This window comes from Sphingomonas sp. QA11, from assembly GCF_028473665.1.
Lineage (GTDB): Bacteria > Pseudomonadota > Alphaproteobacteria > Sphingomonadales > Sphingomonadaceae > Sphingomonas > Sphingomonas phytovorans.
On record NZ_CP098774.1, the window covers coordinates 4,500,905 to 4,516,644 of the forward strand.

Annotated in this window: 17 protein-coding genes; 10 read left to right on the plus strand and 7 right to left on the minus strand. The window is 66.0% G+C overall.

Annotated elements, in window-relative coordinates:
• The first annotated feature begins 79 nt into the window (after nucleotides 1-79).
• The 3 genes from NDN01_RS20685 (at nucleotide 80) to NDN01_RS20695 (ending at nucleotide 3,385) form a co-directional block, all read left to right on the plus strand.
• The gene (locus tag NDN01_RS20685) at nucleotides 80-1,000 is read left to right on the plus strand and encodes an aspartyl protease family protein (protein WP_272623727.1); all 921 of its coding nucleotides are present in this window, start codon (nucleotides 80-82) and stop codon (nucleotides 998-1,000) included.
• Complete coding sequence (locus NDN01_RS20690; RefSeq protein ID WP_272623728.1) at nucleotides 990-1,913, plus strand: aspartyl protease family protein; 924 nt, start codon at nucleotides 990-992, stop codon at nucleotides 1,911-1,913. Before NDN01_RS20685 ends, NDN01_RS20690 begins: the two co-directional genes overlap by 11 nt.
• A 101-nt stretch (nucleotides 1,914-2,014) precedes the next feature.
• A complete protein-coding gene (locus NDN01_RS20695) occupies nucleotides 2,015-3,385 on the plus strand; it encodes a M20/M25/M40 family metallo-hydrolase (protein ID WP_272623729.1) in 1,371 nt (456 codons plus the stop codon).
• A 92-nt stretch (nucleotides 3,386-3,477) separates the two neighbouring features.
• On the opposite strand, the gene NDN01_RS20700 is transcribed toward NDN01_RS20695, so the two are convergent.
• Entirely contained in the window at nucleotides 3,478-5,361 is a 1,884-nt protein-coding gene (locus tag NDN01_RS20700) for a potassium transporter Kup (RefSeq protein ID WP_272623730.1), read from the minus strand.
• 171 nt (nucleotides 5,362-5,532) lie between these two features.
• On the opposite strand from NDN01_RS20700, the gene pdeM reads away from it, so the two are divergent.
• Entirely contained in the window at nucleotides 5,533-6,192 is a 660-nt protein-coding gene (pdeM, locus tag NDN01_RS20705; RefSeq protein WP_272623732.1) for a ligase-associated DNA damage response endonuclease PdeM, read from the plus strand.
• Between the two features lie 4 nt (nucleotides 6,193-6,196).
• Here pdeM and msrA read toward each other — a convergent pair whose 3' ends face one another.
• From msrA to pabB, 4 genes are all read right to left on the minus strand, one after another.
• On the minus strand, nucleotides 6,197-6,862 hold the full coding sequence (gene msrA, locus NDN01_RS20710) for a peptide-methionine (S)-S-oxide reductase MsrA (RefSeq protein WP_272623734.1): 666 nt from the start codon (nucleotides 6,860-6,862) through the stop codon (nucleotides 6,197-6,199).
• Between the two features lie 65 nt (nucleotides 6,863-6,927).
• The gene (locus NDN01_RS20715) at nucleotides 6,928-7,077 is read right to left on the minus strand and encodes a hypothetical protein (protein ID WP_272628472.1); all 150 of its coding nucleotides are present in this window, start codon (nucleotides 7,075-7,077) and stop codon (nucleotides 6,928-6,930) included.
• 96 nt (nucleotides 7,078-7,173) lie between these two features.
• Entirely contained in the window at nucleotides 7,174-8,373 is a 1,200-nt protein-coding gene (locus tag NDN01_RS20720; protein ID WP_272623736.1) for a pyridoxal phosphate-dependent aminotransferase, read from the minus strand.
• Between the two features lie 32 nt (nucleotides 8,374-8,405).
• Nucleotides 8,406-10,199 (minus strand): aminodeoxychorismate synthase component I, encoded by a 1,794-nt coding sequence (gene pabB, locus NDN01_RS20725; protein ID WP_272623737.1) that lies wholly within the window; start codon nucleotides 10,197-10,199, stop codon nucleotides 8,406-8,408.
• 83 nt (nucleotides 10,200-10,282) lie between these two features.
• On the opposite strand from pabB, the gene NDN01_RS20730 reads away from it, so the two are divergent.
• Complete coding sequence (locus NDN01_RS20730) at nucleotides 10,283-10,942, plus strand: MBL fold metallo-hydrolase (protein ID WP_272623738.1); 660 nt, start codon at nucleotides 10,283-10,285, stop codon at nucleotides 10,940-10,942.
• Between the two features lie 24 nt (nucleotides 10,943-10,966).
• Here NDN01_RS20730 and NDN01_RS20735 read toward each other — a convergent pair whose 3' ends face one another.
• Nucleotides 10,967-11,407, minus strand: coding sequence for an MAPEG family protein (locus tag NDN01_RS20735; protein ID WP_272623739.1), 441 nt, complete (start codon nucleotides 11,405-11,407; stop codon nucleotides 10,967-10,969).
• A 205-nt stretch (nucleotides 11,408-11,612) separates the two neighbouring features.
• Between NDN01_RS20735 and rpmF the strand changes: the two genes are divergently transcribed.
• The 5 genes from rpmF (at nucleotide 11,613) to NDN01_RS20760 (ending at nucleotide 14,648) form a co-directional block, all read left to right on the plus strand.
• Nucleotides 11,613-11,792, plus strand: coding sequence for a 50S ribosomal protein L32 (gene rpmF, locus NDN01_RS20740; protein WP_272623741.1), 180 nt, complete (start codon nucleotides 11,613-11,615; stop codon nucleotides 11,790-11,792).
• A gap of 29 nt (nucleotides 11,793-11,821) precedes the next feature.
• On the plus strand, nucleotides 11,822-12,853 hold the full coding sequence (gene plsX / locus NDN01_RS20745; protein ID WP_272623743.1) for a phosphate acyltransferase PlsX: 1,032 nt from the start codon (nucleotides 11,822-11,824) through the stop codon (nucleotides 12,851-12,853).
• The gene (locus NDN01_RS20750; RefSeq protein WP_272623745.1) at nucleotides 12,850-13,824 is read left to right on the plus strand and encodes a beta-ketoacyl-ACP synthase III; all 975 of its coding nucleotides are present in this window, start codon (nucleotides 12,850-12,852) and stop codon (nucleotides 13,822-13,824) included. The genes plsX and NDN01_RS20750 overlap by 4 nt, the downstream gene beginning before the upstream one ends.
• Nucleotides 13,825-13,939: 115 nt before the next feature.
• On the plus strand, nucleotides 13,940-14,239 hold the full coding sequence (locus NDN01_RS20755; protein WP_272623747.1) for an integration host factor subunit alpha: 300 nt from the start codon (nucleotides 13,940-13,942) through the stop codon (nucleotides 14,237-14,239).
• A gap of 7 nt (nucleotides 14,240-14,246) precedes the next feature.
• Nucleotides 14,247-14,648, plus strand: a complete 402-nt coding sequence (locus NDN01_RS20760) for a MerR family transcriptional regulator (protein ID WP_272623748.1) — start codon at nucleotides 14,247-14,249, stop codon at nucleotides 14,646-14,648.
• Nucleotides 14,649-15,000: 352 nt separating this feature from the next.
• Here NDN01_RS20760 and NDN01_RS20765 read toward each other — a convergent pair whose 3' ends face one another.
• Nucleotides 15,001-15,660 carry a TetR/AcrR family transcriptional regulator gene (locus tag NDN01_RS20765; protein ID WP_272623750.1) on the minus strand — a complete coding sequence of 220 codons (660 nt, stop codon included), beginning with the start codon at nucleotides 15,658-15,660 and terminating at the stop codon, nucleotides 15,001-15,003.
• Nucleotides 15,661-15,740: the final 80 nt, after the last annotated feature.

Genomic DNA, 15,740 nt, shown 5'->3' on the forward strand with positions numbered 1-15,740 from the left:
CCCATTTTCGGCTGAACGTCGGTTTTCTGCGGTCGAATAGGCCCTTGTTGAAGGTCCGCAACGGGCGTAACTTCGTCTCATGCGCGGAATAACCGCCCTTGTCATCGCTATTGCCGCCGCCGCTCCCGGAGGGTTGCCCGCGCGACAGGGCGAGGTGCCGCCTCCCGCCGAAAACACCCTTGCCTTCGATGATTCCGCTCAGCGCATGACGGTGCCGGTCACCATCGGCACCACCGGCCCGTTCCCCTTCATCATCGATACCGGCGCCGAACGAACGGTGATCTCGCGCGAACTCGCGGCCACGCTGGGCCTTTCGCCCGGCCCCGATGTGCGGATGACGGCGATGACCGGCACGAGCAATGTCGGAACGGTCGTGATCCCATCGCTCAATGTCAGCAACATCCTCAGCCAGCGGATCGAGGCGCCCGCGCTGTATTCAATCAATCTGGGCGCGCCCGGCATGCTCGGCATCGACACGCTGAGCGGTCACGCCCTCTCGATCGATTTCGAGACCAACAGCATGACGGTGCGCCCGTCGACCAAGCGCAAGCGCGCGCCCGTCCTGAACGGCGACATCGTCGTCCGCGCCAGGAGCGTCTATGGTCAGTTGATCGTCACCCAGGCCTATTACAAGGGCCGGCGAATCAGCGTGATCGTCGACACCGGCTCATCGGTCAGCATGGGCAATTCGGTCCTGCGCGCCAGGATGCGCGGCGAGTTGAAGGCAGCCCAGCCGATTACCCTGACGAGTGTGACAGGCGACAGGCTGACCGCCGACTATACCCAGGTCACCAGCCTCGACATCGGCGGGGTTACCTTCAACCATTTGCCGATCGCCTTTTCCGACGTCGCGCCGTTCCGGCGGTTCGGGTTGAGCAACGAGCCCGCCCTCTTGCTGGGCATGGATGCGCTGCGCCTCTTCCGGAAGGTCGAGGTCGATTTTGCCAATCGTGAAGTGCGCTTCGCGCTTCCAAGGGGGAGTCGTCCCGATGCCTTCTGACGCGCCCGCCATGCGCCGCTTGATCCTTGTGTCGCTTGCAATGGCGGCCGTCGCGCCCGGCGCGTCGGTGGCGCAGGATCCGACGCCACCACCCACGCCGACCGTGCTCGATATCGGATCCGCCGACGATCGCATGACCGTGCCGGTTTCGATCGGCAATAGCGGCCCGTTCCATTTCATCGTCGATACCGGCGCGCAGCGCACGGTCATCTCCCGCGAACTCGCCGGAAAATTGGGTCTGCCATCGGGCAGGGACGTCCGGCTGACAGCCATGACGGGCACGTCCAACGTCGCGACGGTGATGATCCCGAAGATCAGCGTGAGCACGATGGGCGGCACCAGCATCGAGGCACCGTCGCTCGAATCGCGCAACCTCGGCGCGCTGGGCATGCTCGGGCTGGACACGCTCCAGGGCCACGCCCTGACGATCGATTTCGCAAAGGATACCATGACCCTCACGCCGTCCGCGAAACGACGGCGGAGCATCAGCGCGATGCCAGGCGAGATCGTGGTTCATGGGCAGAATCTCTACGGCCAGCTTATCGTGAGCGACGCCAGCTATCGCGGACAGAAGATCCGGGTCATCCTTGATACCGGATCGGGTATTACCATGGGGAATATGGCGCTGAAGCGCAGCGTCGCGCACGGGGCGAAGGCGGTGCGGCCAGTCGCGCTCTGGGGCGTAACCGGGGAATCGATGGAGGTCGGCTACACCCAGATCGACAAGGTCGACTTTGCGGGCATCACCTTTTCCCATCTGCCCGTCGCCTTCTCCGACGCCGAGCCGTTCCGCCATTTCGGCCTGACCGAGAAGCCGGCCCTGCTCCTCGGCATGGACGCGCTGCGGCTGTTCCGGCGCGTCAAGATCGATTTCCCGAACCGCGAAGTCCGTATTATGGTGATGGACGGCTAGGCCGGTATCGCCGTCACCGTCGATACCACCGGCCGCTGATCTTCTGGACCAACTCGGGGGTGCACGCCATCATTAGAACGATATCCATCTGCTCGGCGGCCGTGATCGCCCTGCTTCCCGCCGCCGCATCGGCACAGGCGCTCCGCCCCGATCAACAGGCATTTTTCGGGCTCTACAAGGAGCTGATCGAGACCAACACGACCCTGTCCTCGGGCAGCTGCACCCAGGCGGCGGCACAGATCGGCGCCCGGTTGAAGGCAGCGGGCTTCGCCGATGGCGACATCACCTATTTTTCGGTGCCCGAACATCCCAAGGACGGCGGCATCGTCGCGGTGCTGCCGGGGTCGGACAAGCATGCCAAGCCGATGCTGCTGCTCGGCCATCTCGACGTGGTCGAGGCCAAGCGCGCCGACTGGATCCGCGATCCGTTCAAGCTGATCGAGGAGGACGGCTATTATTATGCGCGCGGCGCGGTCGACGACAAGGCGATGGCCGCCGTGTGGGCTGACAGCCTGATCCGCTTCAAGACCAGCGGCTACAAACCGAAACGGACGATCAAGCTCGCCTTGACCTGCGGCGAGGAAACGACCTTCGCCTTCAACGGCGCGCAGTGGCTCGCGGCGAACAAGCCCGACCTGATCGCGGCCGAGTTCGCGCTCAACGAAGGCGGCGGCGGGCGCTACGATGCGAATGGCAAGCCCCAGCTATTGGCGATCCAGGTCGGCGAGAAGGCAGCGCAGAACTACACGTTCGAGGCGACCAACCCCGGGGGCCACAGCTCCCAGCCCACGCCCGAGAACGCGATCTACGAACTCGCCGACGCGCTCGAGGCGGTGCGGGCCTATGAATTCCCGGTCAAGTTCACCGATACCACCCGGGCCTTTTTCGGCGCGACCGCGGCGGCGATGCCGGGCCCCGTGGGCGACGCGATCAACCGCCTGCTCGCCAATCCGGAGGACAAGGCGGCCGACGCGCTGATCAGCCGGGACAAGGCGATGCATTCGACCCTGCGCACCACCTGCGTCGCGACACTGGTGAATGCCGGCCATGCCGAAAACGCCCTGCCGCAACGCGCCACCGCCAACGTCAATTGCCGCATCTTCCCCGGCGAGACGGTCGAGGCCACGTTCGCGAAGCTCAAGGAACTGGCCGGTCCGAAGGTGAAGGTGACCATCAACCAGCCGATCCGGCCGACCGCGATCCCGCCATCGCTCGATCCGAAGATCGTCGGCCCTGCCAAGGCGGTCGCCGCGAAGCACTTCCCCGGCCTGCCGATCCTGCCGCTGATGTCGACGGGTGCGACCGACGGCATCTTCCTCCAGGCGATCGGCATCCCGGTCTATGGCGCGCCCGGCATCTTCGTCGATACCGACTTGAACGGCATTCACGGGCTGAACGAACGGATCCGGACCAAATCGCTCTATGAGGGCCGGGACTATTTGTACGATCTCGTAAAGGCCTATGCCGGATAGGATCGAAGGCGGGGTTCCACGGTTGCGGGCGGCAGCGCCCGCCGCCCTGGATTTCCGCCTGCGCGGGGTGACCGTTCAGGCGCGTTCCGCGCCTAGACGGTCACCTGCTCGCCCAGTTCGAGGACCTTGCCCGGCGGGATGCGCAGGAAATCCGTCGGGTCGCTGGCATTGCGCTGGAGGAACATGAAGATCCGGTCCTGCCACAGTGGCATGCCCTGGTTCGCGGCGGGCTTCAGCGTATTGCGGCCGATGAAATAGCTGGTCTTGGCCGGGTTGAGCAATTTGCGCGCGCCGGCTTGCTCAAGCCCCAGGTCGCGCGGCACGTCAGGCGATTCCATGAAGCCGTAGGTAAGAACGACCGCCTTGAAATTGTCGTCGATCCGAGTCGTCTTCATGCGCTCCTCGGACGGTACGACCGGGCGGTCGGCGGTGCGGATGCTGACGATCAGGTTGCGCTCGTGCAGTACCTTGTTGTGCTTGAGGTTGTGCAGCAGCGCACCCGGCGCACTTTCCGGATTGGCGGTCAGGAAGACCGCCGTGCCCTCGACTCGCTCCGGCGGACGGCGGCTCAGGGCAGCCGCGAGATCGGCGAGCGGCACGCTCTGCCGCTGCTCGAACGCGCGGACGATGCCCCGGCCGCGGACCCAGGTGTAGATCACCAGAGCGATCATCGCACCGACCAGAAGCGACACCCAGCCACCCTCGATCACGCGCAGGATATTGGCCCCGAAAAAGATCAGGTCGAGCGTGAGGAACGGCAGGATCACCGTGATCGCCAGCGGTCGCGACCAGTTCCAGCGATGGCGCGCGACGATATAGGCGAGGCAGGTGGTGACGACCATCGTGCCGGTCACCGCGATGCCATAGGCCGCGGCCATCGACGAGGAGGTGCGGAACTGGATGACCAGGACCAGCACGCCGATCAGCAGCAGCCAGTTGATCGAGGGCAGGTAGATCTGCCCCGAATGCTGCGCCGATGTCTGGCGGACGCGCAGGCGCGGCAGCAGCCCGAGCTGGATCGCCTGCTGGGTCAGCGAAAAGGCGCCCGTGATCACCGCCTGGCTGGCGATGATCGTCGCCAGCATCGCGAGCGCGATCAGCCAGGGGCGGACATTTTCGGGCGCCATCAGGAAGAACCAGTCCTGGTTGCCGAAATTCTGATGGTTCGCCGCCGCCGTTTCCAGCGCGTTGAGCGCGAAGGCGCCCTGGCCGAGATAGTTGAGCGTCAGCGCCGGGAAAACGAGGAAGAACCAGCCCATCCGGATCGGGGCCGGGCCGAAATGCCCCATGTCGGCGGTCAATGCCTCGGCACCGGTCACTGTCAGGAACACGGCACCGAGCACGAACAGCCCGATCGTCCCATGAGTCGCGAGGAACACGCCGCCATACCAGGGGGAGAAGACGCGCAATATCGAAGGCTCGTCCCAGATGTGCCAGAGGCCGAGGCCGCCGATCGTCAGGAACCAGAGGATGCAGACGGGACCGAACAGCTTCGAGACATGCGCGGTGCCGCGTGCCTGGATCAGGAACAGCGCGATCAGGATCGCGATGGTGAGGAACAGGATGGTGTGCTCCCCGATCGCGGTGCCCGCGCCGGGAATGGTGCGCAGACCCTCGACCGCCGACAATACCGACAACGCCGGCGTGATGATCGCATCGCCGTAGAAGAGCGAGGCGCCAGCGGCACCGAGCACGAGCGCGATCATCGATCGCCGGCCGAGCGCGCGCCGCGCGAGCGCGGTCAGCGCCAGCACGCCGCCTTCGCCCTGATTGTCCGCACGCATCAGGAACCCGACATATTTGACGCTGACGACGAGGATCAGCGTCCACAGCGCAAGGCTCAGGACGCCGAGAATCTCGCTCGGATCGATCCCGTCCTGCGCCGACTGCGCCAGCGCCTCGCGAAACGCGTAAAGCGGGCTGGTGCCGATATCGCCGAAGACGACGCCGATGGCGCCGATGGTGAGCGCAAGCATCGCTGGATGGGAGCGATGCGGCTGCCCCGTCGTTTCAGGGACTGAAGACATGAAAATCTGGCCTGCCGAGGAGGACGGCGCGCTTTACGCCTGTTGCTGAGCAGCGCAAGGGCTTTTGTTGCGCTGCCGCAAGCCGTTGATCTGGGGGGCGTATCGCTGCATAGCAAGACCATGGTTCCCTTTTCGTTCGCCGGGCACGATCTGTTCGCACTGTCGCAAGGCGCGCTTTTCTGGCCCGCGCGGCGCGCTTTGCTGGTTGCCGACCTGCATTTCGAGAAGGCGAGCTGGTTCGCGATTCGCGGCCAGATGCTGCCCCCTTATGATACGATCGCAACGCTGAGCGAGCTTGCCGAGCTCGCCGCCCGCACCGAGGCAACCGAAATCTGGTGCCTGGGCGACAGTTTCCACGATTCGGCCGGGTGCGAGCGCCTGCCCGGCGAGGCGCAGGAGATGCTGCGCGCCCTGGCCACTACGCGGCGCTGGGTCTGGATCACGGGCAATCACGACCGCACGATCGACCGATGTGGCGGCGAGGTGATGGACGAAGCGCTGGTCGATGGGCTGGTGCTGCGCCACGAGGCCGATCCGCGCGAGACCCGGCCCGAGCTGTCGGGGCATTTCCACCCAAAGCTGCGGGTACGGGTGCGGGGGCGCCAGGTTTCGCGCCGCTGCTTCGTCGCGAGCGGGACGAAGCTCATCCTGCCGGCGTTCGGTACCCTGACTGGCGGTCTCGATGCTGACCACCCAGAAATCGCCCGCGCGGTGGGCGCCGGTGCCGAGGCACTGGTGCCGGTCGAGGACCGGCTGCTGCGCTTTCCGCTGGCAGCCTGAAGGCTCAGCCCGGCTTGGCCAGCGCCGGGAAAGCCGCCTTGAACGCAGCCACCTTCGGCTTGTCCCACTGGACGATATAGGGGTGGCGCGGATTCCGGTCGTAGAAATTCTGATGATAGGCCTCGGCCGCGAAGAAGCGACCGCTTTCCAGCCTGGTCACGATCGGCTGGGGGAAGGCCCGGGCCTTGCCGAGCTGGGCGATATAGGCGGCCGCAACGTCGCGTTGGGCCGGGTTCTGCGGGAAGATCGCCGAGCGATAGCTGGGGCCGGTATCCGGCCCCTGGCGGTTGAGCTCGGTCGGATCGTGCGCGATCGAGAAATAGACACGCAACAGCGTCGCGTAACTGACCTGCGCCGGATCGAACACGATCTTCACCGCCTCGGCGTGGCGCGTGGTTTCAGTGCTGACCTGATCATAGGTCGCTGTCCCCGCGACGCCGCCCGCATAGCCGGCGGTCACATTGCGGACCCCCTTCACCCGTTCGAACACTGCCTCCATGCCCCAGAAGCAGCCGCCGGCGAGGATCGCGGTCTGGGGGCCCGGTGCCTTCGGCACGTCCTGAAGCGCGGCCGGAATCGGCACCGCGCGTTCGGCATTGGCGACCCCACCGGACAAGGCGGCAAGGCCCACCCCTGCGACAGCAGCAACGGCTAGCATAGTCCTGAACATGGATCGCCTTTCGATGGGGCATCCACCTGAATATAGGAACTCCCGGTCGCGCCGGAAGTGGCCGGTCAGGGAAGAGCGTGCAATACGCTCGCGAGGTTGTCGACGAGCCCCGCAGCATTCGCCGGCTGGAGGATCAACAGGCCGATGGCGCCGATGACGAAACCGCCCGCGAATCGCCAGAAAAACGCTTCCTTCAGAATAGCGCGCATCGCCACTCAACCTTCACATCTATTCTACGCGGGATCGGCACTGGACCGATTCGTTACGGCGCCCGCTTTTGCCTTGTCCGGATGAACGGGAGCTTGCTGCCCCTATCGCAGGGCGGCGCAAGCCGTCTGGATTCGCTCGCACGCCTCGCGCAACAGGTCCTCGGAAGTCGCATAGCTGATCCGCATCGCCGGCGAGAGACCGAACGCCGCGCCCTGGACCGCCGCGACCTTCGCCTCGTCGAGCAGATAGGCGACCATCGCCTCGTCGGTGTCGATCAGCTGGCCCTTGGGGGTCGACTTGCCGATCAGGCCTGAGAATTCAGGATAGACGTAGAAGGCGCCCTCGGGCCGCGGGCAGGTGATGCCGTTCGCCTGGTTGAGCATCGATACAACTAGATCGCGGCGCGACTGGAACAAAGCCGCATGATCCTTGAGGAACGCCTGGTCGCCGGTCAGCGCCGCGACCGAGGCCGCCTGGGCGATCGAGCAGGGATTCGAGGTCGACTGCGACTGGAGCTTGGCCATCGCCTTGATCAACCAGGGCGCCCCACCGGCGAAGCCGATGCGCCAGCCAGTCATCGCATAGGCCTTTGAACAGCCGTTCGCGGTCAGCGTGCGATCGTAGAGCGAGGGGCAGACCTGAGCGATCGTGGCGAATTCGAAACCATCATAGATGATATGCTCGTACATATCGTCGGCGAAGATCCAGACATGCGGGTGCCGTTCGAGCACCTCGCCCAGCGCCTTGAGCTCGGCGGCCGAATAGGCGGCGCCGGTCGGGTTGGACGGCGAGTTGAGGATGACCCACTTCGTCTTCGGCGTGATCGCCGCCTCGAGCTGCTCGGGCAGCAGCTTGTAGCCCTGCGCCGGCCCCGCCGCGACGAACACCGGCGTGCCGCCCGCGAACAGCACGACGTCGGGATAGCTTACCCAATAGGGCGCGGGCACGATCACCTCGTCGCCGGCATCGACCGTCGCGACCATCGCGTTGAACAGGGTGTGCTTGCCGCCCGCGTTGATGGTGATCTGGTCGGGCGTGTAGGTCAGGCCGTTGTCGCGCTTGAACTTGGTGATCACCGCCGCCTTCAGCTCGGGCGTGCCGTCGACATTGGTGTATTTCGTCTTGCCGTCGCGGATCGCCTTGATCCCCGCTTCCTTGATGAATTCGGGCGTGTCGAAATCGGGCTCGCCGGCGCCAAGGCCGATCACGTCGACGCCGGCCCGCTGCAACTCCTGAACACGCGAGGTGATCGCGAGCGTGGGCGATGGCTTGATACGGGCGAGCGCGGCGGATGGGTGCATGAATTGGGCGCCTTTGTCTGGAAGCGGCGCGGCTATAGACCCGGGTCGGTTCCGTTCGCAACCGCAACAATGGCGGGAATCAGCCCTCGCAGCGCATTTCCGATGAAAAAACCGCCGACGAGATCGGCCGGGGTGAGATCGCCCTCGATCGCGCGGCCAGTAGCAATCAGATCGGCGCGCAGCACGCCGGGCAACAGCCCGCGCGCAAGCGGCGGCGTGACGAGGATCCCGTTGCGTTCGACAAACAACGAGGTGAAGCTGCCCTCGGTCAGGAATCCATCTGGATCGATGAAGACCATCTCGAAACAGCCAACCGGCGGAGTGCCGTAAAAAGCGCGATCGCTGATTTTGTGGCGAAGGCGGAAATCGGAGGGATCGACCGGCAGCGGCACGAGAGCGACGACCACAGGTTCCGCCGGCGAACCCGGCATCGGCGACACCTCGACCGCGATCGCCCCGCTCTTCGCCAGCACCAGCCTGATGCGTCGCGCCCTGCGCAGGCGGAAGGTCGCGGCCTGGAGTTCATTGCGCACGGCATGCCGATCGAACGGAAAGCCGAACAGGTCGGCGCTCGCCTTCATCCGCGCGAGGTGACGTTCGAGCAGGGGCATGCCCGTCTCCGGATCGAACGCCATCGTCTCGATCAGGTCGAAAGATCCGTCGCTGGTCAGGAAATCACCCTTGGCAAGGCATTCGTCCCATTCCTCATGCACTTTCGAATCGGCGACGATGCCGCCGCCCACGCCGAACGCCCCCTCGGGCAAATCATGCGCGTCGCCGCGCCGGATCGCCAGAGTCCGGATCGCGACGTTGAACATCGCATCGCCGTCCGCGTCCAGCCGGCCGATCGCCCCGGTATAGACGCCGCGTGGCTGGCTTGCCTGCTCGACCTCGGCAATCGCCTGCATCGCCCGGATCTTCGGCGCGCCCGTCACCGAGCCGCACGGGAACAGCGCAGCAAGCACGTCGATCGCGTCGCGATCCTCCGCGAGATCGGCGGTGACGGTCGAGACCATGGTATGGACGGTCGGATAGGTCTCGACGGTGAACAGGGCGGGCACAGCGACACTGCCCGGCCGGGCGATGCGCGAGAGGTCGTTGCGCATCAGATCGACGATCATCAGATTTTCAGCGCGCTGCTTGGGATCGGCGCTGAGGGACGCAGCAAGCGCCTGATCCTCGGCCGGGGTGGCGCCGCGGCGCACCGTCCCTTTCATCGGGCGGCAGGTGAGCCGCCGATCGTCGAGCGCGAAGAAGAGCTCGGGCGACAGCGACAGGAACAGGTCAGCGCCCGTATCGATCAGCGCGCCGAAGCCGGCCCGCGCCCGGGCACGAAGCTGCGCGTAGAGAGCGAGCGGATCGCCGGCGTGACGCACGGTCGCGCGGTAGCTGAGGTTGATCTGGTAGACGTCGCCCGCCGCGATCAGATCGAGGACCCGCGCGAACTGATCGTGATAGGTCGCCTGATCGATGCCCGGCTGCGGCGGTGCGATCCAGGCGCCGGCGGGATTGGGCAGCAGCGCCGGCACCTCTGCCGCCGCGATCTCCTCATACCCTTCGAACAGACCGAACCAGAGCAACGGCGCATCGGTCGCCCGCGGCATGCCCAGCACCGGCTCGAAGGCGGCGCCGGCATCATAGGAAAGGAAGCCGGCGGCATGGAGCCCTGCATCCCGCGCCGCGCGGAGCATGTCGAGTGCAGGCAGCACCTCGGCGATGGTGCGCGCTTCCACCACGCGCACCGGCCGGCGATAGAGGCGCGCGGGAACGGCGTCCTCTCGGGCATCGTCCAGCAGAACGAACGGGGCGGTTTCACGGGCGAGCATCGACAGCCCGCCAAATGCAACCCGAACGGGCGCACGGCAACCCCGCGCTTGCCCGGAGACGCGGCGAGGCTTACCTCCGCGGCATGGCACTTCCTCCCCTTCGCGCGGCGATCGTCCCGGTCACGCCGCTCCAGCAGAACTGCTCGCTGATCTGGTGCACCGCCACGATGCGCGGCGCGTTCGTCGATCCCGGCGGCGACCTGCCCAAGCTGCGCGCCGCCGCCACGCAGCACGGCGTGACGGTCGAGAAGATCATCCTGACCCACGGCCATATCGACCATTGCGGCGAGGCCAAGCCGCTTGCCGAGGAGTTCGGCGTGCCGATCGAGGGGCCGCACGAGGCCGACCGCTTCTGGATCGCGCGACTCGACGAGGACGGGAAGAATTACGGCATCCGCGGCGTCGTGTTCGAGCCGGACCGCTGGCTGGTCGAGGGCGATACCGTCACGATCGGCGACCTGACGCTCGACGTCTATCACACCCCCGGCCACACGCCGGGCCATGTGATCTTCCACCACGCGCCGTCGAAGCTCGCGCTGGTCGGCGACGTGCTGTTCCAGGGATCGATCGGGCGGACCGACTTCCCGCTCGGCAACCACCAGCATTTGCTTCAGTCGATCGTCGAGAAGCTCTGGCCACTCGGTAACGACACCGCCTTCATTCCCGGCCACGGCCCGCCAAGCAACTTCGCGCATGAGCGGGAGCACAACATGTTCGTGAGCGACCGGGCGATGGCGGCCTGAGAAGGGGCTGGCCGAGAAGGAGCATCACCCCGCGGCGGGGATCGTCTCGATCACCGTCGGCTTCGCGTCGTGCTTCGCGAGGAGCGGCAGGCTGATCGCGTAGAGGCCAAGGCCCGCGAGCAGCAGGAAGGTGATCAGGATCCCGGCCGACCGGCCGTATTTCATGCCGTCCATGCCCAGCGGGTGGAGGATTCGCGCGACGAGGAAGGCCACGCTCGCCGCCCAGAGCCAGGTCGAGGTGCCGGCGCTATATTCGATCAGCGCGATCAGGATCAGGATGAAGGGCGCATATTCAGTGAAGTTCGCCTGCGCGCGCATGCGGCAGATCAGCGCCGCGTCGCCGCCGTCGCCGATGCTGACCTTCGCCTTCTGGCGCACGCTACCAGTGCGGATCGCCAGCCACAGGGCGATCAGCGCGGTCGCCCCCGCGGTCGTGAGCGTGATCGGCAGCATGATCGGATTCATCGTGTCTCTCCCCCGGGAAATATGTGCCGCCAGCGTGCCAGTCCTTCGCCGCGCTTGCAACGTGCGCCCGAATCGCTATAGGCGCACGCTTCGCGATGCGTCCGGCCGCAGGTGCCTACCGCGGCTGACGGAAGCGTCGGTTGCGCTGGCGTCCGTCCGGGCGTACCGCGCTTATTGACCCAGACAAGAACAAGGTTTCGCCGAAATGGCCGTCCCCAAGAGAAAGACTTCGCCGTCCAAGCGCGGCATGCGTCGCAGCCACGACTCGCTGAGCATCGACTCCTTCCAGGAGTGCCCGAACTGTGGCGAACTGAAGCGCCCGCATAACCTGTGCGGATCGTGCGGCCATTATAATGGCCGTGAGATCGTTTCGGTCGAAGGCTGAGCCAGACAGTCCAACAGGGGGCCAGCCGCGTGTCGAACAGCTCCCGGATCGCCGTCGACGCAATGGGCGGCGACGAAGGCCTTGCTGTGATGCTGGCCGGCGTCGCGCGCGCGCGACGGCGCTTCGAGGATATGCGCTTCATCCTGGTCGGGGACGAAGCGCGGATCCGCGAAGGCCTGAAAACTCATCCCAACCTGACCGCGCATAGCGAGATCGTCCACGCCCCCGAGGTCGTCGGATCGAGCGACAAGCCGAGCCAGGCGATTCGCCGCGCCAAGACGACGTCGATGGGCGTCGCCATCGACATGGTAAAGCAGGGCCGCGCCGGCGCCGCCGTCTCGTCGGGCAATACCGGCGCGCTGATGGCGATGGCGAAGCTGTCGCTGCGCATGCTGCCGGGGATCGACCGGCCCGCCCTCGCGGCGATGCTGCCGACGCTTGGCGAGAACGACGTGGTCGTGCTCGACCTCGGCGCCAATACCGAATGCGATGCGCGCAACCTCGTCCAGTTCGCGGTGATGGGGGCCGCCTATGCCCGCACCAATCTCGATCTCGAATCGCCCCGCGTCGCGCTGCTCAACATCGGCAGCGAGGACCAGAAGGGCACCGAGGAAATCCGCGACGCAGCCCAGGCGCTCCGCGATGCGACTCACCTGCCGATGAGCTTCACCGGCTTCATCGAGGGCGACCGGCTGTCGCGCGGCGATGTCGACGTGATCGTCTGCGACGGCTTTTCCGGCAACATCGCGCTGAAGACGGCCGAGGGCACCGCCCGATTCGTCGCCGACCTGCTCAAGCGGGCGTTCCGCAGCTCGACCCGGTCGAAGATCGGCTTCCTCATCTCGAAGCCTGCGACCGAGCTGCTCCGGCACCATCTCGACCCCAACAACCATAATGGCGCTGTATTCCTCGGCCTCAACGGCATCGTCGTGAAGAGCCATGGCGGCGCGAACGAGTTGGGCGTGGCGACCGCGATCGCCGCCGCCGCCAAGATGGTCCGTGACGACCTGACCCGGCGGATCAGCGAAGACCTGGGTAATTTCGAGGCCAAGGCAGCGTGATTCGATCGATCATCACCGGCACCGGATCGGCCCTGCCCGCACGGCGCGTGTCGAATGCCGAACTGGCCGAGACCGTCGACACCTCCGACGAGTGGATCGTCGAGCGCACCGGCATCCGCTTCCGCCACATCGCCGGGCCCGACGAGACAACGGGCACCCTCGCCGCCGATGCGTGCAAGGCAGCACTGGCGGCCGCCGGGCGCTCGGCGCAGGAGATCGACCTGATCGTCCTCGCCACGGCGACCCCCGACCAGACCTTCCCGGCGACCGCCACCAAGGTGCAGGCGATGCTGGGCATCAACGATTGCGTGGCGTTCGACGTCGCCGCGGTCTGCTCCGGTTTTCTTTATGCGGTGCAGGTCGCCGACAGCATGATTCGCGCCGGCGCGCATCGCCGCGCGCTGGTGATCGGCGCCGAGACCTTCAGCCGGATCCTCGACTGGGAGGACCGCACGACCTGCGTGCTGTTCGGCGACGGCGCGGGCGCGATCGTGCTCGAAGCCAGTGAAGGCGACGGGGCAGGCCCCGGCGAGCGCGGTATCCTGGCGACTCGGCTCCATGCCGACGGCCGCCACAACGAGCTGCTCTATGTCGATGGCGGCCCTTCGACCACCGGCACCGTCGGCAAGGTGCGGATGAAGGGGCGCGAGGTTTTCCGCCACGCCGTCGTCAACCTGGCCGCGGTGATGACCGAATCGCTCGCGGCCGCCGGGCTCGAATCCTCCGACGTCGACTGGGTCGTCCCGCACCAGGCCAATGCCCGGATCCTCGACGCGACCGCGCGCAAGCTGGGGCTCGATCCGGCGCAGGTCGTGGTGACCGTCGACCAGCACGCCAACACATCGGCTGCGTCGGTGCCGCTCGCTCTCGATACCGCGGTGCGCGACGGCCGGATCAGGCCGGGCCACCTCCTCGTGCTCGAAGCGATGGGCGGCGGGTTCACCTGGGGCGCCGCGGTCGTCCGACTCTAGGCCATTTCCACCGGATGCCGGGCGGGGGCGCCGTTTTCATCGTGGAACAAAGGCCTTTCAGTCCGCAGCATCATTGTGTTAGGTTAACTTCTTGCCACTCTGGGGAGGGTAGCGGATGGCACCTGCGGGGACGTTGACACGAGCTGATCTGGCGGAGGCGCTGCACCATCAGGTGGGGCTGTCCCGTGCCGATTCCTCGAAACTGGTTGAACAGATTCTCAGCCATATGTGCGAGGCGCTGTCCAAGGGCGAGAACGTCAAGATATCCGGCTTCGGGACCTTCGTGCTTCGCGACAAGGGCGAGCGTGTCGGCCGCAATCCGAAGACGGGCATCGAGGTGCCGATCGCGCCCCGCCGTGTGCTCACCTTCCGCGCCAGCCAGATGATGCGCGATCGCATCGTGGGCGCGGGCTGACCCGATCATGGCCGGCGTGCCCGACAAGGCGGCTGGCGCGTTCCGGACGATCGGCGAGCTTTCCCGCGAGACCGCGCTGCCCCAGCATATCCTGCGCTATTGGGAGACCCGCTTTCCCCAGCTCAGGCCGCTGCAGCGCGCCGGCAAGCGACGCTATTACCGGCCGGAAGACGTCGCGCTGGTGATTCGGATCAACAGCCTGCTCAATCACGAGGGCTATACGATCCGCGGCGTGCAGAAGCTGCTGTCCGACGAACGCAAGCGCGTATCGTCGGCAAGCCAGGGGCCGGCACCGGCGCCCACAGGAACTTTCGGTGCGGGATCACCCGGCGGGGCGGATATCGGCGCGATCCGCAAGGTGCGCGATTCGCTTGCCGAGGCGCTGGCGGACGATTCGAGCAGGGCCTGACGGTCGCCGATTCGGGTCCGATATGACGCGGGGGCCACCCCGCATTTTTTCTTCCGCTGTTATGCTGGATTTTCGGACCGGATTCGCGCCGGTTTTCCAGAGGTTTGAGCCCCCATTTTCCCTGTTACCGGATAACAGGGGAAAAATGCCCGCCGAAAAGCGCAAAATCGCCGGCTCCTTTCCCGCATGAACGCGCGAAAAGCCCGCCAATATTCGTCACGATGAGAAGGAGCGGATCGGGGCTCCGGCAGGAGCCTCGACCGCTTCATGCTGTCATGGCGAGAGGCGGGGTTGAATCGGAAGGCCCAAACCGAGCAGCAAACATCCCCTCATTCGTCTTCCGTGCCGGCGATCAGCGCGCGCCGATTCCCCGGGCGAGCATCTCCGCAACCGTGTCCGCCACCTCGTCAGGCGAGGCATCGTCTTCCCAAACGCCGTAGCGCAGGCCGAGGAAGACGTTCATGCCCATGATCGCCCAGGCATGGACCTCTGACACATCGGCGCGGATCTCACCCCGCGCTGCCGCCGCCTTGAGTCGCGCCGCGATTCGATCGGCGGTGACGGCGTAATGAAGACGAAAGCTTTCCGGATCGACGAATTCGGATTCGTCGATGATTCGGTAGATTTCCTTGTGGCCGCGCACAAAGGCGATGAATTCGCGCAGGCCCGCGCGCTCGGCCGCGATCTGGTCGGGCGCGGCGCGGATCGCCGGGGCGACATGGTCGCGGACCTGATCCGACATGTCGCGCACCAGCGCACGGAACACGGCGTCCTTCGAATCGAAATAGGTGTAGAAACTGCCCAGCGCGACCCCGGCCCGGCGCGTGATGCCGCTGATCGAGGCATCGTGGAAACCCCGCTCCCCGAACTCGACCGCCGCGGCATCGAGAATCGAGCGCAAGGTCTTGCGCCCCCGCTCAGTGCGCGGCGCCTTGCCCTCGCTCGCGGCCAGCGCCGCATCCCCCCTCGAAAGCCCTTCAACCGTTGCCGGTTGGCCACGCTCACCCGCCATTTTCGGCATCCTCCCATTCCCAAGTTGAAACCTGGTTCATGTTTCAGTATAGCGCCTTCGACTGGCGCACAACCCGGTAA

Excerpts from the sequence above, each read along its gene's own strand:
- NDN01_RS20685 (WP_272623727.1), top strand. The coding sequence starts at position 80 with ATGCGCGGAATAACCGCCCTTGTCATCGCTATTGCCGCCGCCGCTCCC.
- NDN01_RS20690 (WP_272623728.1), top strand. The coding sequence starts at position 990 with ATGCCTTCTGACGCGCCCGCCATGCGCCGCTTGATCCTTGTGTCGCTT.
- NDN01_RS20700 (WP_272623730.1), bottom strand. The coding sequence starts at position 5,361 with ATGCTTGCGCTCACCATCGGCGCCATCGGCGTCGTCTTCGGCGATATC.
- pdeM (WP_272623732.1), top strand. The coding sequence starts at position 5,533 with ATGGTTCCCTTTTCGTTCGCCGGGCACGATCTGTTCGCACTGTCGCAA.
- msrA (WP_272623734.1), bottom strand. The coding sequence starts at position 6,862 with ATGTTCAGGACTATGCTAGCCGTTGCTGCTGTCGCAGGGGTGGGCCTT.
- NDN01_RS20720 (WP_272623736.1), bottom strand. The coding sequence starts at position 8,373 with ATGCACCCATCCGCCGCGCTCGCCCGTATCAAGCCATCGCCCACGCTC.
- pabB (WP_272623737.1), bottom strand. The coding sequence starts at position 10,199 with ATGCTCGCCCGTGAAACCGCCCCGTTCGTTCTGCTGGACGATGCCCGA.
- NDN01_RS20730 (WP_272623738.1), top strand. The coding sequence starts at position 10,283 with ATGGCACTTCCTCCCCTTCGCGCGGCGATCGTCCCGGTCACGCCGCTC.
- NDN01_RS20735 (WP_272623739.1), bottom strand. The coding sequence starts at position 11,407 with ATGAATCCGATCATGCTGCCGATCACGCTCACGACCGCGGGGGCGACC.
- rpmF (WP_272623741.1), top strand. The coding sequence starts at position 11,613 with ATGGCCGTCCCCAAGAGAAAGACTTCGCCGTCCAAGCGCGGCATGCGT.
- NDN01_RS20755 (WP_272623747.1), top strand. The coding sequence starts at position 13,940 with ATGGCACCTGCGGGGACGTTGACACGAGCTGATCTGGCGGAGGCGCTG.
- NDN01_RS20760 (WP_272623748.1), top strand. The coding sequence starts at position 14,247 with ATGGCCGGCGTGCCCGACAAGGCGGCTGGCGCGTTCCGGACGATCGGC.
- NDN01_RS20765 (WP_272623750.1), bottom strand. The coding sequence starts at position 15,660 with ATGGCGGGTGAGCGTGGCCAACCGGCAACGGTTGAAGGGCTTTCGAGG.